This is a genomic window from Paraburkholderia sp. 40 (assembly GCF_050434105.1).
Lineage (GTDB): Bacteria > Pseudomonadota > Gammaproteobacteria > Burkholderiales > Burkholderiaceae > Paraburkholderia > Paraburkholderia tuberum.
In genome coordinates this window covers 4,104,353-4,124,093 of the sequence record NZ_JBNPVY010000004.1, presented here as the reverse complement: position 1 = coordinate 4,124,093, position 19,741 = coordinate 4,104,353, and the positions used below count along the sequence as shown (strand labels likewise).

Annotated in this window: 13 protein-coding genes, 1 tRNA gene, 1 pseudogene and 2 riboswitches; of the genes and pseudogenes, 11 read left to right on the top strand and 4 right to left on the bottom strand. The window is 63.2% G+C overall.

Going from position 1 to position 19,741, the window contains the following annotated elements; all coding sequences use genetic code 11:
• The first annotated feature begins 144 nt into the window (after nt 1-144).
• The 3 genes from fliD (at nt 145) to OKW28_RS40965 (ending at nt 3,268) form a co-directional block, all read left to right on the top strand.
• Complete coding sequence (gene fliD / locus OKW28_RS40975) at nt 145-1,716, top strand: flagellar filament capping protein FliD (RefSeq protein ID WP_429453873.1); 1,572 nt, start codon at nt 145-147, stop codon at nt 1,714-1,716.
• 19 nt (nt 1,717-1,735) lie between these two features.
• Nucleotides 1,736-2,035: a flagellar protein FliT gene (locus tag OKW28_RS40970; RefSeq protein WP_429453871.1), complete on the top strand. Its 300-nt coding sequence runs from the start codon at nt 1,736-1,738 to the stop codon at nt 2,033-2,035.
• 171 nt (nt 2,036-2,206) lie between these two features.
• On the top strand, nt 2,207-3,268 hold the full coding sequence (locus OKW28_RS40965; protein WP_429453869.1) for a hypothetical protein: 1,062 nt from the start codon (nt 2,207-2,209) through the stop codon (nt 3,266-3,268).
• A 441-nt stretch (nt 3,269-3,709) separates the two neighbouring features.
• Here OKW28_RS40965 and OKW28_RS40960 read toward each other — a convergent pair.
• Nucleotides 3,710-3,910, bottom strand: a pseudogene (locus OKW28_RS40960) (IS5/IS1182 family transposase); the annotation flags it as partial.
• Nucleotides 3,911-4,229: 319 nt separating this feature from the next.
• Between OKW28_RS40960 and OKW28_RS40955 the strand changes: the two are divergent.
• Nucleotides 4,230-6,521 carry a LamG-like jellyroll fold domain-containing protein gene (locus OKW28_RS40955; RefSeq protein WP_429453867.1) on the top strand — a complete coding sequence of 764 codons (2,292 nt, stop codon included), beginning with the start codon at nt 4,230-4,232 and terminating at the stop codon, nt 6,519-6,521.
• A gap of 638 nt (nt 6,522-7,159) precedes the next feature.
• On the opposite strand, the gene OKW28_RS40950 is transcribed toward OKW28_RS40955, so the two are convergent.
• The gene (locus OKW28_RS40950; protein ID WP_429453865.1) at nt 7,160-8,146 is read right to left on the bottom strand and encodes an aldo/keto reductase; all 987 of its coding nucleotides are present in this window, start codon (nt 8,144-8,146) and stop codon (nt 7,160-7,162) included.
• 346 nt (nt 8,147-8,492) lie between these two features.
• Here OKW28_RS40950 and OKW28_RS40945 point away from each other — a divergent pair, with 346 nt between their 5' ends.
• The gene (locus OKW28_RS40945; protein WP_429453863.1) at nt 8,493-8,993 is read left to right on the top strand and encodes a hypothetical protein; all 501 of its coding nucleotides are present in this window, start codon (nt 8,493-8,495) and stop codon (nt 8,991-8,993) included.
• A 92-nt stretch (nt 8,994-9,085) separates the two neighbouring features.
• Here OKW28_RS40945 and OKW28_RS40940 read toward each other — a convergent pair.
• Nucleotides 9,086-9,161, bottom strand: a tRNA-Arg gene (locus OKW28_RS40940).
• A gap of 307 nt (nt 9,162-9,468) precedes the next feature.
• Here OKW28_RS40940 and OKW28_RS40935 point away from each other — a divergent pair.
• Nucleotides 9,469-10,368, top strand: a complete 900-nt coding sequence (locus OKW28_RS40935; protein WP_429453861.1) for a c-type cytochrome — start codon at nt 9,469-9,471, stop codon at nt 10,366-10,368.
• A 120-nt stretch (nt 10,369-10,488) separates the two neighbouring features.
• Here the strand turns inward: OKW28_RS40935 and OKW28_RS40930 are convergent, their stop codons facing one another.
• Nucleotides 10,489-12,579 (bottom strand): UvrD-helicase domain-containing protein, encoded by a 2,091-nt coding sequence (locus tag OKW28_RS40930; protein WP_429453859.1) that lies wholly within the window; start codon nt 12,577-12,579, stop codon nt 10,489-10,491.
• Nucleotides 12,580-12,887: 308 nt separating this feature from the next.
• On the opposite strand from OKW28_RS40930, the gene OKW28_RS40925 reads away from it, so the two are divergent.
• The 5 genes from OKW28_RS40925 (at nt 12,888) to gcvP (ending at nt 19,650) form a co-directional block, all read left to right on the top strand.
• Complete coding sequence (locus OKW28_RS40925; RefSeq protein ID WP_429453857.1) at nt 12,888-13,937, top strand: oxidoreductase; 1,050 nt, start codon at nt 12,888-12,890, stop codon at nt 13,935-13,937.
• 218 nt (nt 13,938-14,155) lie between these two features.
• Complete coding sequence (locus OKW28_RS40920; protein ID WP_429453855.1) at nt 14,156-14,506, top strand: hypothetical protein; 351 nt, start codon at nt 14,156-14,158, stop codon at nt 14,504-14,506.
• A gap of 219 nt (nt 14,507-14,725) precedes the next feature.
• Nucleotides 14,726-14,827: riboswitch (glycine riboswitch) on the top strand.
• Nucleotides 14,828-14,848: 21 nt separating this feature from the next.
• A riboswitch (glycine riboswitch) is annotated at nt 14,849-15,009 on the top strand.
• A gap of 80 nt (nt 15,010-15,089) precedes the next feature.
• On the top strand, nt 15,090-16,205 hold the full coding sequence (gene gcvT, locus OKW28_RS40915; RefSeq protein ID WP_429453853.1) for a glycine cleavage system aminomethyltransferase GcvT: 1,116 nt from the start codon (nt 15,090-15,092) through the stop codon (nt 16,203-16,205).
• A 59-nt stretch (nt 16,206-16,264) separates the two neighbouring features.
• On the top strand, nt 16,265-16,645 hold the full coding sequence (gcvH, locus tag OKW28_RS40910; RefSeq protein WP_429453851.1) for a glycine cleavage system protein GcvH: 381 nt from the start codon (nt 16,265-16,267) through the stop codon (nt 16,643-16,645).
• A gap of 68 nt (nt 16,646-16,713) precedes the next feature.
• Nucleotides 16,714-19,650, top strand: a complete 2,937-nt coding sequence (gcvP, locus tag OKW28_RS40905; protein ID WP_429453850.1) for an aminomethyl-transferring glycine dehydrogenase — start codon at nt 16,714-16,716, stop codon at nt 19,648-19,650.
• Nucleotides 19,651-19,741 lie beyond the last annotated feature (91 nt).

The window sequence follows — 19,741 nt, the reverse complement described above, 5'->3', positions numbered from 1 at the left end:
GCAGCGCATCGCGAGCCGGACGCAAATCCGTCGGGAGGCTTGCCTCCCGATTGTCGTTTCCAGCGTTACACCGCGAATTAAATCGCGAATTAAATCGCGCATTCAAGCGTTTTGACCGGCCTTGCCGACGCACGGAGCCTCCTCATGTCCACCGTAACCGGATCCACGACTGCCGCGATCTCGAGCGCAGTCGCCACCACGACCGCTGCCGCCAAGGCGTCGGTGCAGGCAGCCGCCCAGTCGATCATCAGCGGCTCGACCAATTCCTCGATGGACACGAGTTCGCTCGTCACGGCGCTCGTCAACAGCAAGACGGCCGGCCAGGCCGCGACCATCGCCGCCGAGCAGACCGCGGACAACACGCTGATTTCGGCCTACGGCACGCTCTCCGCGGGACTGTCCGCGTTGCAGGCCGCCATCGTGCCGCTCAGCGACGGCGCCACGCTCAATACGTTCAAGACCACCCTGAGCGGCACCGGCGTCACCGCCACAGCCGCGACCGGCGCGGTGGCGGGTTCGTACTCGCTCAATGTGGCGCAGGTCGCCACCTCGCAAGTGCTCACCTCGGCGGGTTATAACGCGAGCACGAACCTGGCTTCCGGCTCAGCCACGATGACCCTGACGGTCAACGGCCAGAGCAGCACGATTTCCCTGAACAGCTCGAACAGCACGATTGCCGGCATTGCCTCGGCGATCAATTCGGCCAATGACAATCCCGGCGTGACCGCGACCGTGGTGACCGGCTCGGACGGCGCCCACCTCGTGCTGCAATCGAACTCGACCGGCGCGTCGAGCGGCATCAGCATCGCGATCAGCGATTCGACTTCGACCGACGACCTGAACAAGCTCGCGGTAACGACCACCGCCGGCAAGTCGATATCCAGCGCGAGCGACCTCACCGGTACCGACAGCAGCGGCAACACGATCAACCCCAGCCAGTCGACCATCTCCGGCACAGGCTGGAGCCAGACGCAGGCCGCCCAGGATTCGTACTTCACGCTCGGCGGCGTCGGCGTGAGCAGCTCCACGAACGCCGTGAAGACGGCCCTGTCCGGCGTGACGCTGAATCTCACGTCAGCGGCGGTCGGCACCACCCAGACGCTCACGGTCGCGCAGGACACCAGCACGGAGTCGTCGGCGATCGACAATTTCGTCACCGTCTACAACACACTCGTCACGACGATGGGCTCGTTGACGGCGTACAACGCGAGCTCGACGTCGCAGGGGGTGCTGCTCGGCGATTCCACGTTGAGTGTGATCCAGAACCAGCTCGCCAAGATCGTGGGCAGCGGCGTGGGCAGCGGCACCACGAAGACGACGCTTGCCGCGATCGGCGTTACGCTCCAGTCGGACGGCACGCTGTCGGTCGACGACACGAAGCTCAGCGATGCGCTGCAGAACAACCAGTCGGCTGTGGCCTCGCTGTTCAATCCGACCACCGGCATCGCCGCGCAACTGGACGACAGCATCACGAACTACACCTCGTCCGCCGGCATCATTAAAAACCGTACGGACGCGATCAACAGCGACCTGACGAGCCTCTCGAACCAGCAGACGACGCTGACGGCGTGGCAGGCGCAGCTCACCAGCCAGTACACCGCGCAGTTCACCGCACTCGACACGCTGATGGCAACGATGAACAACAACTCGCAGTACCTCACGCAACTGTTCGGTGGCACCAACAGCGCAGGCGCGCTTGCCACGAACAAGGGCTGAGCGTGGCGCGGAGCGAACCATGCAGAACATAGCCACGATCGAGCGCATCTGGCAGATGACGAAAGACCTCGAACTGGCGGCCGCTGTCGGCGACTGGGAGCGCGCCGCGCAGCTCGCCGACGAGCGCTCGCCGCTCTTGACGGCGCTCGGCGCGCAGCCGCCGCAGGAGGTTATGGCACGGCTCAGAGAGATCGACGAGATCGACAGCCGCATCTTCGACGCCGCGCGTGTCGCGCAACAGGAACTGGGCGCCGAGTATCAGGCGAACATGCAGGCGAGTCGCAACGCCGGGCGGTATTTGAGCGTGGCTCTCGCTTGAAGCAGGAACCACGATTCGCTGATTCGCTGTGCATTTGCGCACCCCGGCCCGCCTTGCGCGGGCTTTTCTTTGTGCAGCCGCGATTTTCGATCGGACGGTTATGCCTGGACTATTCTCGATGCCGCCACTGTTCCGCCAAATGGCGCATACGGTGAGATTCGTGAGGTCTTCGTGGATTCAAACGCGTGGACCTACGAGAAGGGCGTGAACCATGGTGAAAGTTATGAAAAGAGATACGGTATCGAGAATGTCAGGGGACGCCAGGGCCGGTTCGCAGAAACATTGCGACCAGCGGGCGCAACCTCCGGCATCATTGCCGATGTGACGAACACAGACTTCTTGCAGGCAATCTCGCTATTTCATACTCGCGAGAAACGACGAGAAGCGGAGCGGTCCGGAAAATCCGGAAGAGACCTGCCCGCCGTTACCGGCAACCGGCAAGCGCTCTTGAACCTGCCACTGAGTGCCTACAAGAAGTATGAGGCACAGGTTGAGACCGGCTTTGTACACGCAGCAAAGTTCCTGCACATGCTGCACGTCTATCGCGTGTTCGACCTTCCCTATCAGTCGCAAATCGTCCCGCTAGCGGCGATTCTCGCCGACATCGGGAACGCTTGGGAACATGACACCACCCGCGCAAAACTGGTGCGGTGGTACTGGAATGGAGTCTTCGGCGAGCTCTATGGTTCGGCAGCCGATTCGCGTTTTTCTCAAGACTTCCTGGAGGTCCCGGCGTGGCTCAACGGTGGACCGGAACCGACGACGGTAAGCGAGACCATTTTCCGCGCCGACAGATTGAAAACGATGCGAATGCGTCTGTCAGCCGCATACAAAGGGGTAAATGCCCTGTTGATGAAGAGGGGTGCACAGGACTTCCGCTCGGGTCAGGAATTCGACCATATTGTGTTCTTCGGTGAAAACGTCGACATTCACCACATTTTTCCTCAGGACTGGTGCAAGTCGCACAACATCAAACCAGCCGTGTTCGATTCAATTATCAATAAGACGCCATTGTCCTATCGAACCAGCCGGATTATCGGTGGAGTCGCACCGTCGGAGTATCTCGCGAAGCTTGAATCAGGAAACGCAACATCGCCATCAATCGAGCGTGGACGGCTAGACGAGCATCTTCGCTCACATTTCATAAATCCAGAACTGGTCCGCGCCGATGCCTTCGAAGCCTTCATGACTGACAGGCAAAGCAGACTTTGGGCATGCTACTTACTCAGGTAAACGAACAACAGAGTCTGACACAAAGCACCCAATGGAATCAGTTGCTTAGCGATGCCGTAATTACGTCCCGATGAAATGCAGTTTCCACACAAAACGCAGCTCGACCCGATTCGCGCAGAGATCTTGCGACAGGAGGGTTTGATACAAGCGATGGCGCTACAAGGGGGACATGGGCGCCGACACTTTCACCCGCTGCCGATCCCGACGCCGCTCAACAAGCAGGAAATCCTTACAACCGCAAACCTTCAGAAACGTAACAATGTGCCGTAAGCACATATGCAAACGTTTGCTTAACGCTTCACCTTGGAGCATTCCTTGGAGTTCCATCCGGCTGAATGCGGCTCCCCTGGCGCCGCGCTCGGAAATCGCCTTGCGCCGATGAGCAAAGCGAGGTGTCATTCAGCGATCTGCGCACCATCGCCGCACCGGTGCATGAGTTTACGTCGCATTGCGAACGTTGGCCGTCGTGCCCACGACCGTATGCGCCAGCCCCAAGTCGGCGTCCACGTCAATACGGCACGTCGCGCCGAAGCGCCAGGTCTTGGTCTGATGCATCTCAGGGCCGCGCTCGCCGCCCTTGTTCGTCGTCGAACACGGTGTGGCAATCAGCATCGCATCAACCGCCGTGCCTTCCTTAAGCGTATAGGCATGAGGGCTCAGTGGCGTGTGCTCATTTATGCGCATCAACGCTCCGACGGCAAACGGCGGGGTGGCCCTTCGCCCAGGGTTGCGCGTGCGGTGCAATCAGCGCCATCAATTCTTTCGACGCGCGATGTGCGCCTTATCTCGTCGAGAAGCGCGCTTGTGCGTGCTGTGCGTCGATTGGTCAGGTCAACATTCGGGTCGGTTTGTCTCACACGTCCTTTCGTGCCCGGCATGCGCCGGCTCCAACATCAAAGTCCAGGCGAGCTTTGAACTCTATCTATCGCTGTCCCACTGCATCACCAAAAGGAAGGTGTCTATGAACAAACCGAATCAGGACGCGACTCAAACGATAACGGAATACGCAGCGGCAGAAATCGGTCGGGGCGACGAGGGAGGCGCCCTGTTCGATGTGTTGTCGTCCCTAAAAAGCAACATGTCGCGCCGCAACTTCCTGCAGGGACTCGGAGCGCTTGCTCTGACGGGATGTGGCGCCGGCTCGGGGTCCGACGGCAGTACGGGAGCAGCGAGTGCAGCGCGCAGCCAGCAGGCAGTCGCAAACGCACAGGCAAACGTAAACGGACCGTCTGGAAGCAGTTCATTCGTCCATCCCGGGCTGCTCCATACGCAAGCCGATTTGAACCGGATGGCCCAGAAGGTGGCAGCCAAGGCTTCGCCGTGGATCGACACCTGGAACCTGATGCTCACAAGCCCTTACGCCAGCACGTCATGGAAGCCCAGTCCCCAAGCGGTCATTTATAATGCCATGCCCGGCTACGCGGACAATTGCGGGTATCTGTACAACGACGTCGCCGCCGCCTATGCCAACGCGTTGCGCTGGAAGATTGCCGGAGACACGACGGCCGCCAATACGGCGGTGGCCATCATGAACGCCTGGGCGTCGACGCTGACGCAAATCGCCGTGTCCAACGGTAACTACGGCGGCTTCTTGCGGGCCGGGCTCCAGGGTTACACGTTCGCCAACGCCGCAGAATTGATGCGCGACTATCCGGGCTGGGCGCCGGCGGACTTCGCGGCGTTCCAGAACATGATGCTCAACGTGTTTTATCCGTTGAACGGAGGTGTCGCCAGCGGGACTGGCGCGGCCCTCGCCGTCTACGCAAGCTGGGATCTCCTCGCCACCGCCATGGTTCTAGCGGTAGGTGTCCTCTGCGACAACCAGACGATCTTCAACCAGGCGATCAGCTACTTCCAGCAAGGCCTTGGCAACGGCGCTATCGAGAATCTGGTCGTTCACCTTCATCCTGGCTATCTGGGCCAGACCCAGGAGGCTGGGCGCGACCAGGGACACGATACACTCAGCATTTCCGTGTTAGGTCCCATCTGCGAAATGGCGTGGAACCAAGGCATCGACCTGTACGGCTACGACAACAACCGGGCGTTGGCTGCCAGCGAATACGTCGCAAAGGGCAACCTCATCCAGTCAGGCACGACCTACTATTCCGTGCCGTTCGCTCCCTATTACTGCCCTACCAACAATGCGTATGACACCGTCTTTTCGACCGCAGCTCAGGGCAACACCCGGCCAGAATGGGCGCTGATTTACAACCATTACGTCAACCGGAAAGGCATTGCCGCTCCATACTGTCAGAAGTTTGCGACCTCGCACTCGCCGGAAGGCGGACTTGGCACCGGCGGCAATTCTGATCAGTTGGGCTATGGCACCTTGACCTTCCAGCGCGACCCGATTGCTCAAGGGACACCCCCCTCGGGCCTGACCGCGCCGACGATTGCCGGCCAGATCGTCCTGTCCTGGTGGGGAACCGCCTATGCGACCAGCTACAACGTCTACCGGAGCACGACGTCCGGCGGCCCCTACACGCTTGCCGCGAGCGGTATTTCCGATCTTCTGGCGTATACCGACGCCAACCTGCCCGCAGGCGCTTACTACTATGTGGTGACCGCGATCACGCCGTCCGGCGAAACGACGCAGTCAAGCGAAGCGATGGGCGTGAGTGGCACGCTGCTATACACCAACCTGACTTTCGACCAGGGGAGCGGCACCACCGCCTCCGATGCGACGCGCAATGGCAATAACGGCACGCTGCTCGGCGGCGCAACATGGGCGGCCGGCAAGCACAACACCGCCGTGCAACTCAACGGGAGCGGCGCCTATGTCACCCTGCCGGCCGGCTTCATCTCAGGCATCAACGACTTCACCATCGCGGCCTGGGTGTACTGGAATGGCTCCTCGAATTGGCAGCGTATTTTCGACTTTGGCAACAACAGCACTCGTTACATGTTTTTGACACCGCGAAGCGATAGCGGCCAGGTGCGGTTTGCGATTACGGACAGCGGCGGTGGGAATGCCGAGCAACGTATCAACGGCACTGCGGCGCTGCCGTTGTCGCAATGGGTGCATGTCGCGGTGACGCTGTCCGGTGCGACTGGCACGTTGTACGTCAATGGAGCCGTTGTCGGAACCAATACCTCGATGTCACTTTCGCCGTTCCAATTGCGAGGTACGACGAACAACTGGCTGGGACGTTCACAATTTAATGACCCGTATTTCAGCGGTCTGATCGACGACTTCCGTGTCTATAACGGCGCCATGAGCGCCAGCGACATCGCCACGCTCGCCTCGTCCTGAGGTAGGTAGCATCGCACCGGCTTTTCGCGAGCCGGTGCGATCGGCTTCAGGAAAATGGCCGATTGGGTCAGACCACGGGCGGGCCAGTGTCGGCGTGGTGTACGGACCGCGAGTGCCTGATGCCAACGGGCTCAGCACAGCACAGATGAGCGCTACGTCGTCGTTCGTTGGCTATGACTGCGGCCGGAACAGGGGTGTGCGCGCTGCGCGCAGTGCGACGCATGCTGCGCTGCGCTGGCAGATCACGCCGTGGAACCGGCTGACGCGGCAGGCGGCTTTGCCAGCCGGGTGAGTTGCGGCCGTCGCCACGCTCGCCGCATACCGGCAATGGGCCGCTTTCGGACCCCGAACCAACGTTCGCCATGGCGAGCCATCTACGGCTCTTCCCGAGGTAGAGCAGACGTTCACGGTGTACGACTCAAGCACCCTTGGCCAAGGCGGCTATTTACGTTGTCGCTCGTCAGGAGCGGCTGGATGACCTGACGATCATCCAGCGCCAATGCATCAGAATGTGGAACTGCCGAAGGTACTACAAGACGCTCAATAAAAACAAACTAAACCTCTACGACTGACGTCGACCGCCTGATCGCCACCTTCGAGGCTTGCCTCGCGGAGCTCGCCTGATCGTCCGCGCTGCGCTACTGATCGAGATTCGATAGCATCGCCGGCAGGTAGCGCGCACCCGCCGTCTTGTGCTGCGAGAGGAAAGCGCGAATGCTTTCCAGCTCGGCGGCCGTGAGCGTGACTGAAGCCGCCCCCAGGTTTTCCTCGAGGTACTGGCGCCGCTTGGTGCCCGGGATCGGCACCAGATCGTTGCCTTGATGAAGCAGCCATGCGAGGGCAATCTGGCCCGGCGTCACGGACTTGTCCTTCGCCAGCGCCTTGACGAAGTCGGCGAGCTTGATGTTCGCGTCGAAATTGTTGCCCTGAATGCGCGGATCGTTGGCAGCACGCCAGTCATCGGCGGGCAACTCTTCCGCCCGCTGCGCCGTGCCGGTCAGAAACCCGCGGCCAAGCGGACTATATGGCACAAAACCAATGCCGAGTTCACGAAGCGCCGGCAAGACCTTGTCTTCGACACCGCGCTCGAACAGCGAATATTCACTCTGCAGGGCGGAAACCGGTTGCACCGCGTGCGCCCGCCGGATGGTATCGACGCTCGCTTCGGACAAGCCAAAAAAGCGCACCTTGCCGGCCGCGATCGCATCCTTCACCGTGCCCGCAACATCTTCGATCGGCACATCGGGATCGACCCGATGCTGATACAGTAAATCGATGTGATCGGTCTGCAAGCGCTTTAGCGAAGCATCAATCACTCCCTTGATGTGCTCGGGGCGGCTATTGAGGCCGCGCACACCATTTTCAAAGGCAAAACCGAACTTGGTCGCGATCGTGACCTCGTGCCGGCGCCCCTTCAACGCACGGCCGAGCAGTTCTTCGTTGGTGAATGGGCCATAGATTTCCGCAGTATCGAGAAACGCACAACCCAGTTCGATCGCCCGATGGATCGTTGCGACCGATTCCTCGTCGTCCGGCGTGCCGTATGCAAAGGACATCCCCATGCAGCCCAGCGCGATCTCCGACACCACAAGTCCTTCACATCCAAGCTTCCGAGTCTTAAGCATGCTGCTCCTCCATCGAAAAGTGCTCCGTTTACGATGGCATATGCAGGAAGGGGATGTTAGTCAGTTCCTCTTGATTCATTGCCTGATTGTTCCGGACAGGCGCGCAATGAGAGTCGTAACTTCTTCTCGACCAAGACAGACCTTAAACCCAGCCGGTGTTTAGCCTACCGACTCCGGCAGCGTGCTCAAGCCATGTGTTAACCGCGCGTGATTACATGCCGGCGTGCCTGCCTTGATCTCGGGGTAATCGTTCGATCCGTGCAAAATCTCGGGAAGTTCGTGCCGAACGACTTCGCGCGGCAGCTGTGGATGCGCCATCGCCGATATTCTGCTCGGAAACCGCGTCATGCTTTCGCTCCGTCGCGCGCCGGGTGAGCAACGTCGTCGGTTGATGCAGAGCGGAGTGACCGGCGCTCGGCGACCAAAAGATGACTTACGTGCAGAAGTTGACGCGTTGATTCGCAGCGGCCGCGCAATTAACGCAACCGAAGCAGCGCGAGCCGCCGGGATTTCGCTGAAATATCTGAAAAAGAACTTTCCTGACCAACATGCGTTTTTGGTCAAACACGGCCGCGAATTGTCCGAGTCTCTTCGCCGGGAAGCGACAGAGACGTTCAACGTGATGTATTTGGATGAACGCAATTCCCTCCGCGCGGCGGGCGTATATCCCTCGCGAAGGCGGGTACTCGAACGATTGAACGGGAGAATAGTGCCTGGAAGTTTTCGGCGCGTGCAGAAAGCTCATCTCGGAGCGTTCGCCGCAACGGCCGCGAAAATCGCGGGGTCGACAGGAGGGAGGAGGAGGAGAGTTCGTCCGGATTTGGAACGACCCGGCCGCAAAGTCTAGCTCTGGACTTAACGTGGTAGCTACAGGTGTCGTTTACGACATCTGTGGCGAATACTCACAGGTTCAAAAATCGTTGAAACCCTTATTTGGCTTGGCGCGCCCGGCTGGGATCGAACCAGCAACCCCTGCCTTCGGAGGGCAGTACTCTATCCATTGAGCTACGGGCGCTTCACCATAAAACTGCGGGGAATCTACGCGAGAGCGCGCCAACCAGAACGGACGCGACGGCAACGCGAGAGACCGCAAGGATACCCGGTTTCGGCCGAACCGTCCACAGGACGGCCTCCGACGCCCATCCCAGCGTCTTCCCCGGCCCCTGCCATCGTCCATGCCGACCCGGGTAAACGCCTGCTGAACACCGTCCTGGCCCCCTCGCCGCCGCCGAAAGCTTGCGTCTATAATCGTCCGTGGCTGATAAAGAACAGGAAGTTGCCGTCGCGCTGTACCGCTCACACACCACGGAGACGAGACAAGCATGAGCGAAGCACCACACGGAGCCCCGATCAAAACCCCAGCACAGCTCATCGCCGCGGTCATCGCCGGGTTTGCTGTGCCGATCGTCATCATCGTTCTGCTCGCCGTCTACGTCGATAATTCGACGCGCACCGGCGCCGGCACCGACTCTCTCTCCGAAGCCGAAGTCACCTCCCGCATCCATCCGATCGCCCACGTCGAGATCCGCGACGCCAACGCGCCGCGCGTCTACAAGAGCGGCGAGGAAGTCTACAAGGCGGTCTGCTCGGCGTGTCACGCGTCGGGTGCCGCAGGCGCGCCGAAATTTACCAACACCGCCGACTGGGCGCCGCGCATCGCGCAGGGCTTCGACACCCTGTGGCACACCGCCCTGTCCGGCAAGGGCGCCATGCCGCCGCGCGGCGGCACGAGCCCCGACGACTACAGTGACGTCGAGATCGCGCGCGCGGTCGTCTATATGGCGAACAATTCGGGCGCGAGCTTCCCCGAGCCGGCGCAGCCGGCGGCGGGCGCGGCCGCGGCATCCGGCGCGGCCGCGGCATCCGGTGCAGCAGGTGCATCGGACGCGGGCGCGGCCCAGGCCGCCGCGGCGATGGCCGCAATGGCCAGCGTGCCGCAGACTCCCGCCCCGGCAGCAGGTGGCGCGCAAAGCGCGGACGCCTCGCAGGCCGGCAAGGCGCTGTATCAGTCGGTATGCCAGGCCTGTCACGCGGCCGGCGTGCTGAACGCGCCGAAGTTCGGCGACAAGGAAGCATGGGCGCCGCGCCTGAAGGACCCGATGGACACCGTCTATAACTACGCGCTGCACGGCAAGGGTGCGATGCCGCCGAAGGGCGGCTCGAACGCATCGGATGCGGACGTGAAGGCCGCGGTCGACTATATGGTCAGCGCGGTGAAGTAAAGCACGCGGCATCGGTCGTCGCTGAAATGAAAAATCCCTGCATGCACTAACGCGATGCAGGGATTTTTTATGTGCAATCGCAAGCAAACGTACCTGGCGGGCACTTGCAGTCCCGCCCGCTCACGACTTCTGCAACAACGCCTTCAGGCTCGCGAGCCGGTCCTTCGGCGACATCGGCGCTTCTTCCGGTGTCGGCGGCGGCGCATCGTCGAGCAGCATTTCGTTGATGAAGCGCGACGCCTCGCAGACGACCGTCTCCCGCGCCCGCTTGCGCTTCTTGCACCAGTTCAGATGCAGGCTGCGCTGCGCGCGCGTGATCGCGACGTACATCAGCCGGCGTTCCTCCTCGATGCGCGCGTCGTCGATCGGCTCGTCGTCCGCGCCGCCCCGATGCGGCATGATGCCTTCCTCGACGCCGACCAGGAACACGTGCGGATACTCGAGCCCCTTCGACGCATGCACGGTCGACAGCCGCACCGCATCCGGATCTTCCTCGCGGCCTTCGAGCATCGACATCAGCGCGACCGTCTGGATCAGCCCGAGCAGGTTCTTGCCGGTGTCGCCGAAGCCGTCGGCGGTGTCGTAGCCGGTCGCTTCGCTGCCGCTGCCGTGCTCCGGCTCTTCCTTCGTGCCCTTGCGCTTGAGCCACTCGATGAACTCCAGCACGTTCTGCCACTTCGCCTGCGCCTGGCGTTCGTCGAACGCGTCGTACAGATACACTTCGTAGTGGATCGCCTCCATCAGCTCATTGAGTAGCGTGCCCGCCGCGTCCTTCTCCGCGCGGTCGGTCAGGCGCTGCATGAAGTCGCAGAACGCGCGCATCGGCTCGATCTGACGCGGCGACAGACGCGCCTCGATGCCGCCCATGTAGACCGCCTCGAACAGCGACACCTTCGCCTGACCCGCGAACGCGCCGAGCGCCTCCAGCGTCGTATTGCCGACGCCGCGACGCGGTGTCGTGATCGCGCGGATGAACGCGGGATCGTCGTTCGCGTTGGCGATCAGACGCAGGTACGCGCAGATGTCCTTGATCTCGGCCTTATCGAAGAACGACTGGCCGCCCGACAGCACATACGGAATCCGTTCGCGGCGCAGCACCTGCTCGAAGATGCGCGCCTGGAAGTTGCCGCGATAGAGGATCGCGTAGTCGCGGAAATTCGCGCGCCGCTCGAACTTGTGCGCGGACAGCCGAAACACGACGGACTCCGCCTCGTGCTCCTCGTCGTTGCAGCCCGTCACCGTGATCGTGTCGCCCATGCCGTGCTCGGACCACAGCTTCTTCTCGAACAGCTTCGGATTGTTCGCGATCACGTTGTTCGCGGCGGTCAGGATGCGCACCGTCGAGCGGTAATTCTGTTCGAGCTTGATCAGGTGCAGGTTCGGGAAATCCTTGCCGAGCTGGCCGAGGTTTTCGAGGGTCGCGCCGCGCCAGCCGTAGATCGCCTGATCGTCGTCGCCGACCGCCGTGAACGCCGCGCGCTTGCCGGCCAGGAGCTTCACCAGTTCGTACTGGCACGCGTTGGTGTCCTGATACTCGTCGATCAGCAGATAGCGCAGCTTGTTCTGCCAGCGGTCGCGCACCTGCTCGTTGCTCGCGAACAGTTCGGCGGGCAGCCGGATCAGATCGTCGAAATCGACCGCCTGGTAAGCGTGCAGCGTCGCCACGTAGTTGCGATAGACGATCGCCGCCTGATGCTCGTCCTCGGTCGAGGCGATCGCGATCGCCTGCTCGGGCATGATCAGGCCATTTTTCCACAGCGAGATGATCGACTGGATCTTGCGGATGAGGCCCTTGTCCGTCGAGCCGATCTGCTCCTGGATCATGCCGAAGCAGTCGTCGGAATCCATGATCGAGAACTGCGGCTTCAGGCCGACGTGCTCCGCCTCCTGACGCAAAATCTGCACGCCGAGCGAGTGGAACGTACACACCGTCAGCTGGTTCACGGGCACCTTGCGGCCTTCCTTGCCGGGTGCGGTCAGCGTCTTGCCTTCGAGCAGCTTGCCGACGCGCTCGCGCATCTCCGCCGCGGCCTTGTTCGTGAACGTGACGGCGGCGATGTGGCGTGGCTCGAAGCCCTTCGCTTCGATCAGGTGCGCGATTTTCTGCGTGATCACGCGCGTCTTGCCGCTGCCGGCGCCGGCGAGCACGAGACAGGGACCGTCGAGATAACGGACCGCTTCACTTTGAGCGGGGTTCAGGCCTGCGGACATCGTTTGTGGATGGGTAATGCGGTTGAGGGCCGCTGAGGTCGGACCGGCGGGTGGCGCCGGCCGAAGGCCCGGGGCATGCTGCGCGGCGCAATGCGCGCGAGAGGTGCGATGTTAACATGGCCACTGCGATGGCCACCGCGATGGACGCCCTCGTTGGATGCCTCGATGGTTCGGACGCCCCGACGGGCTGCGCGCAAGGCCGGCCGTCATGCTCAGCCCCCAGTCCAGCCCACAAATGCCACAATGATGAGATTGCGCGCCGCCGCCGCGGTGGCAAGGCGGCGCGCCGCTCCTCCAGGAAGACTCGCATGTCCGCATCGCTGAAAATTGGATTGATGGGCTACGGCTTCGCCGGCGCGACGTTTCACGCACCGGTGATCGAACACTGCGGACGCGCGAGGGTCGCCGCGATTGCGACCGGGCAATCCGAGCGCGCGCACGCCGACTATCCACACGCGAAAATCGTCGCCGATCTCGACGCGCTGCTCGCGCTCGACGACATCGACTGCGTCGTGATCGCGACCCCCAACGACACCCACTTCGACCTCGCGCGCCGCACCCTCGAAGCCGGCAAGCACGTGGTCGTCGACAAGCCTGTTACGCTGAGCGCCGCCGACGCCCACACGCTTGCCAATATCGCTCTCGCGCGCGGCAAGCTGTTCGCGCCCTTTCACAACCGACGCTGGGACGGCGATTTTCTGACCGTGCGCGATCTGCTCGCACGCGTGGAACTGGGACGCGTCACGCAGTACGAATCGCGTTTCGACCGCTTCCGGCCGGGTGTGCGTCAGCGTTGGCGCGAAGACGTAACGCGCGGCGGCGGTCTGCTGTTCGATCTCGGTCCGCATCTGATCGACCAGGCGCTCGCCCTCTTCGGCGCGCCGAAGACCGTATCGGCGACGGTGCGCACCCATCGCGACGACGCAAGTGCACCCGACTACGTGCACATCCAGCTCGGCTACGACGAGTTCGAGGTCGTGCTGCACGCAAGCGCGCTGGCCGCGTTGCCGGGAGCGCGCTTTGCTATCCACGGCACGCGCGGCAGCTACGTGAAGTACGGCCTCGACACACAGGAAGATCAGCTGAAAGCGGGCCTGCGCCCCGGCGACGCAGGCTTCGGCGCCGGCAACAGCCCCGGCGTGCTGCGCGTGCTCGAAGGCGACGAGGAAGTCGAGTGCGAATTGCCGACCCGCAACGGCGAGTACGCAGGCTTCTATATTGCGTTGGCCGACGCGATCCAGAACCGCGTCGCATTTCCGATCAGCACGCAGGACGCGGTCGACGTGATGACGATCATCGAACTGGCCGCACGCAGTTCCGAGCAGGGCGTGCGACTGCCGTTCGAGCGCATTCGCTGAACCCCGCCCCGCTGCGCGTCGACACCGCGCCACCACGATCTGTGTACCAAAAACGGGACCGCCTTTAGCGCCCCGAAGGCTGTCGGCGCGGGCTTTCCTGACGTTCCGGAAAGGAACACAACGTTACAAATTCGCCCGCTGCCAAGTCAGCGGGCGTTCTTCGTCAGCCGTTGCTAGTGAGGTAGCAACCCAACACGACAACGACTCCGGGAGAATCCATGTCTCGAATCATCCGTGCCCTTGTTGCATGCGCGCTGCTCGGCTCCGTCGCCGCCTGCGTGGTAACGCCCCCGCCGGCGCCGCATCCGGGCCCGACTCCGCAGCAGATCGCGGACCAGCGTCTGCATCAGGTCGACGGCCGCATCGACAATCTCGCGCACCGTATCGAAAACCGCGTGAATCAGGGCTATTACCCGCCGCCGCAAGGCGCCGCGCTGCATCATCGTCTCGAGACGATCCGCCAGGAAGCGCATGACATGGCCGCCCAGCATGGCGGCGGTTTGTCCGCGGAAGAACAGCGCGTGCTGAATCAGGAACTGGACAATGCGGCTCATGCGATCGGCGAGTGAGTCAGCGAGCAAGTGGGCAAACCGAATCGGCAAACGAGCCACCAGGTGAGCCCCCACTACCGCTCATCGTGCGGTCACGGATGGCACCGGGAGAAGCAACTGAAAAGCGCGGGCACCACGGTCGGCGCTTTTCTTTTTGACGCCCCCGAACAGCCACAGCCGGCCCCACACCGCTCCCGGGCCTTTATTTGACAAGCCCCGGCCCGTCGCGTAAATTCGCCGCACGCGTCGGGAGAGCGTGCTGGCAGGCGAAAAATCGCAGGCCGCGCCGCCGAAGGGGCACACCCGCAAACTCTCAGGCAAAAGGACCGACCGCGTCGAAAAACCCGTCTTCCGGCGGCTTTTTCGCACTCTGGAGAGCGGCAGTAGCCATCCGCGTCGCACGTCGTGCACCGCAGGCAGGCTGCCCACCGAAGGGGCGCGCGTTTCACCGTGACGGATCGAGCTCATTGAGCCAGTCGCGGCGGCGCAATCTCTCAGGTATCGAGGACAGAGGGGTCATGCAGAACCACGCTCGCAGGCACACAGCCGCGAGGCAGTGCGCCGCATGGCCTTTCTTGTTTCGCGAGATGCCCGAGGCCCCATGACCGAACTCAAACACACCCCGCTCCACGCCGCTCACCGCGCGCTCAATGCTCGCATGGTCGACTTCGGCGGCTGGGACATGCCCGTCAACTACGGCTCGCAGATCGAGGAACATCGCGCGGTGCGCACCGACGCCGGCATGTTCGACGTGTCCCACATGTGCGTGGTCGACTTCACCGGCGAGCGCGTCCGCGCGTTCTTCGAATACGCGCTCGCGAACAACGTCGCGAAGCTGCAAACGCCGGGCCGCGCGCTCTACTCCTGCATGCTGAATCCGAACGGCGGCGTGATCGACGATCTGATCGTCTATTACTTCGCCGAAGACCACTTCCGCGTGGTCGTCAACGCCGGCACCGCCGACAAAGACATCGCCTGGTTCGGCCAGCTCAACGCGGGCGGCTTCGGTCTCACCATCACGCCGCGCCGCGATCTGGCGATCGTCGCCGTGCAAGGCCCGAACGCACGCGAAAAGGCCTGGCAAACCGTGCCGGCCGCGCGCGCCGCGACTGAAACGCTGAAGCCGTTCAACGCCGCGCGCGTCGACGGCACGCCGTTTGGCGAGCTGACCATCGCGCGCACCGGCTATACCGGCGAAGACGGCTTCGAGATCATCGTGCCGGCTACCCACGTCGAAGCGCTGTGGAACGCGCTCGCCGCCCAAGGCGTGCGCCCGGCCGGTCTCGGCGCGCGCGACACGCTGCGCCTCGAAGCCGGCATGAACCTGTACGGCCAGGACATGGACGACAATGTCTCGCCGCTCGACGCCGGCCTCGCATGGACCGTCGACCTCACCTCGCCGCGCGATTTCGTCGGCAAGAGCAGCCTCGAAGCCGACGGCTCGCGCGCCGTGTTCGTCGGCCTGATCCTGCTGAAGGAAAACGGCAAGGCCGCGGGCGTGCTGCGCGCGCATCAGAAAGTCGTCACGCCGCACGGCGACGGCGAAATTACCAGCGGCACGTTCTCGCCGACCATGCAGGAATCGATCGCCTTCGCGCGTGTGCCGAAGGGCGTGCAGCCGGGCGACACCGTGCACGTCCAGATTCGTGACAAAGCGTGTCCCGCAAGCGTGGTAAAACTGCCGTTCGTGCGCAACGGCAAGGTGCTGGCGGTCTAAGCGGCCGGCGCACGCCCCTACATTCAAACACTACCGAACATACCGTTCAGGAGCATCCAATGAGCATCCCGGCCGAACTGAAATACACCGAATCGCACGAATGGGTCCGCACCGAAGCGGACGGCACGCTGACGGTCGGCATCACCGACCACGCGCAGGAAGCGCTCGGCGACATCGTCTTCTTCGAAGTCCAGGAAGTGGGCAAGTCCGTGACCGCGGGCGACACCGTCGCCGTGATCGAATCGGTGAAGGCCGCCTCCGATATCTACGCGCCGGTCTCGGGCGAAGTCATCGAGGCGAACACGACCGTCGCCGACTCGCCCGACACCGTCAACAGCACGCCGTACGACAGCTGGCTGTTCAAGATCAAGCCGGCCGCCGATGCGTCGCTCGACCGTCTGCTCGACGCCGAGGCGTACGCGAAGTCGATCGGCGCCTGAGTCACTTTTTGTTTTAACCGTCAGGCGCGGCGCTCGCACAACGGCGCGCCGCGCCGCCAGGAACACCCATGAAGCTCGAACACCCGGATCGTCTGATGAACCGCACTCCTCTCTCGCTCGCCGCGCTCGAAGTGCACGACGCCTTCGCCGAACGGCATATCGGCCCGGATACGGCCGACCAGCAAGCGATGCTCGAAGCACTCGGCTTCGCGTCGCGCGCGGCATTGATCGACGCCGTCATCCCGAAGACGATCCGCCGCACCGAAACGCTGCCGCTCGGCCCCTTCGCGCAACCGAAGAGCGAAGCCGAAGCGCTCGCCGCCTTGCGCGAGCTCGCGGACAAGAACCAGGTGTTCCGCTCCTACATCGGCCAGGGCTATTACAACGCCCATACGCCGACGGTGATCCTGCGCAACGTGCTCGAAAATCCGGCGTGGTACACCGCGTACACGCCGTACCAGCCTGAAATTTCCCAAGGCCGTCTGGAAGCGCTCTTGAACTTCCAGCAGATGGTCACCGACCTGACCGGCCTCGCGATCTCGAACGCATCGCTGCTCGACGAAGCGACCGCCGCCGCCGAAGCGATGACGCTGCTGCAACGCGTCGGCAAGCCGAAGTCGAACGTGTTCTTCGTTGCCGACGACGTGCTGCCGCAGACCATCGAAGTTGTGAAGACGCGCGCGACGCCGGTCGGCATCGAAGTGAAAGTCGGCCCGGCCGCTGAAGCCGCCGACGCCAACGCATTCGGCGTGCTGCTGCAATACCCGGGGGTGAACGGCGACGTGCGCGACTACCGCGCGCTGACCGAAGCGATCCACGCGGCGGGCGGCCATGTCGTCGTCGCCGCCGACCTGCTCGCGCTGACGCTGCTTACGCCTCCGGGCGAATGGGGCGCGGACGTCGCGATCGGCAATACGCAGCGTTTCGGCGTGCCGGTCGGCTTCGGCGGCCCGCATGCCGCGTACCTCGCGGTGCGCGACGAATTCAAGCGGCAAATGCCGGGACGCCTGGTCGGCGTAACCGTCGACGCGCAAGGCAACCCCGCGCTGCGTCTCGCGCTGCAAACGCGCGAGCAACACATCCGCCGCGAGAAGGCGACCTCGAACGTATGCACCGCGCAGGCGCTGCTCGCGATCATGGCGAGCATGTACGCGGTCTACCACGGCCCGCGTGGCCTGAAGACGATCGCACTGCGCGTCAATCGCATCGCCACGCTGCTCGCCGAAGGTGCGAAGCAGCTTGGCTATAAGCTCGTCAACGAAACTTTCTTCGACACGCTCACGTTCGACACCGGCGCACGCACGCAAGCGCTGCACGACGCGGCGACGGCCAGGCGCATCAACCTGCGCCACGTGAGCGCGACGCAAGTCGGCCTGTCGATCGACGAAACCACCACGCGCCACGATCTGGCCGACCTGCTCGCGGTGTTCGCTCAAGCGGCCTTCACGAGCGACGTGCCGCAAGTCGACGCGATCGACGCCGCGCTCAACGCATCGAACTCTGCGTCGGTGCCGGCCGCGCTCGAACGCACGAGCGCGTACCTGACGCATCACGTGTTCAACCGTCATCATTCGGAAACGGAAATGCTGCGCTATCTGCGCAGTCTGTCGGACAAGGACCTCGCGCTCGATCGCTCGATGATCCCGCTCGGCTCCTGCACGATGAAGCTGAATGCGACGTCGGAAATGCTGCCGGTCACGTGGCCCGAGTTCGGCCAGATCCATCCGTTCGCACCGACCGAACAAACCGTCGGCTACCGCGAGATGATCGATCAGCTCGAAGAGATGCTGGTCGCCGCGACCGGCTATGCGGCCGTGTCGCTGCAGCCGAACGCGGGCTCGCAGGGCGAGTACGCGGGTCTTTTGATCATCCACGCCTATCACGCGTCGCGCGGCGAAGCGCATCGCGATGTCTGTCTGATTCCCGCTTCGGCGCACGGCACGAACCCGGCGTCGGCGCAAATGGCCGGCATGCAGGTCGTGGTCGTGGCATGCGACGCGCAGGGCAACGTCGATATCGAAGACCTGAAGAAGAAGGCCGCGCAGCACGCCGATAAGCTCGCGGCGATCATGATCACGTACCCGTCTACTCACGGCGTGTTCGAGCAGAACGTCCGCGAAATCTGCGAGATCGTGCATGCGCACGGCGGCCAGGTGTACGTGGACGGCGCGAACATGAACGCGATGGTCGGGCTGTGCGCGCCGGGTCAGTTCGGCGGCGACGTCTCGCATCTGAACCTGCACAAGACCTTCTGCATTCCGCACGGCGGCGGCGGACCGGGCGTCGGTCCGGTCGCGGTCGGCGCGCATCTCGCGCAGTTCCTGCCGAACCAGACCTCGTCGGGCTACCAGCGCTCGGAGAATGGCATCGGCGCGGTGTCGGCCGCGCCGTACGGCTCGGCGTCGATCCTGCCGATCTCGTGGATGTACATCGCGATGATGGGCGCGAAGAACCTGACCGCCGCGACCGAAACCGCGATCCTCAACGCGAACTACGTCGCCAACAAGCTCGCGCCGCACTATCCGGTGTTGTACTCGGGCCCCGGCGGCCTCGTCGCACACGAGTGCATTCTCGATCTGCGTCCGATCAAGGACACGAGCGGCATCACCGTCGACGACGTCGCGAAGCGCCTCGCCGACTATGGCTTCCACGCGCCGACGATGAGCTTCCCGGTTCCGGGCACGCTGATGGTCGAACCGACCGAGTCGGAGTCGAAGGAAGAACTCGACCGCTTCATCGAGGCGATGATCGCGATCCGCGAGGAAATCCGCGCGGTCGAGGAAGGCCGCGCGGACCGCGAGGACAATCCTCTGAAGCACGCGCCGCACACGGCGGCGGTCGTGATCTCGGACGACTGGAAGCACGCGTATGCGCGCGAGACCGCCGCCTACCCGCTGAAGACGCTGATCGCGAACAAGTACTGGCCGCCGGTCGGTCGCGCGGACAACGTGTACGGCGATCGCAACCTGTTCTGCTCGTGCGTGCCGATCGCCGATTACGAGTAAACAGCGCGAGTCGGCGAGACGTCATGCGCGGCGCTGTGAAGGTCCGTCGGCGTCCGCGAGCGGTCCACCCGCGGTCCTGTCGTTGAAAGCC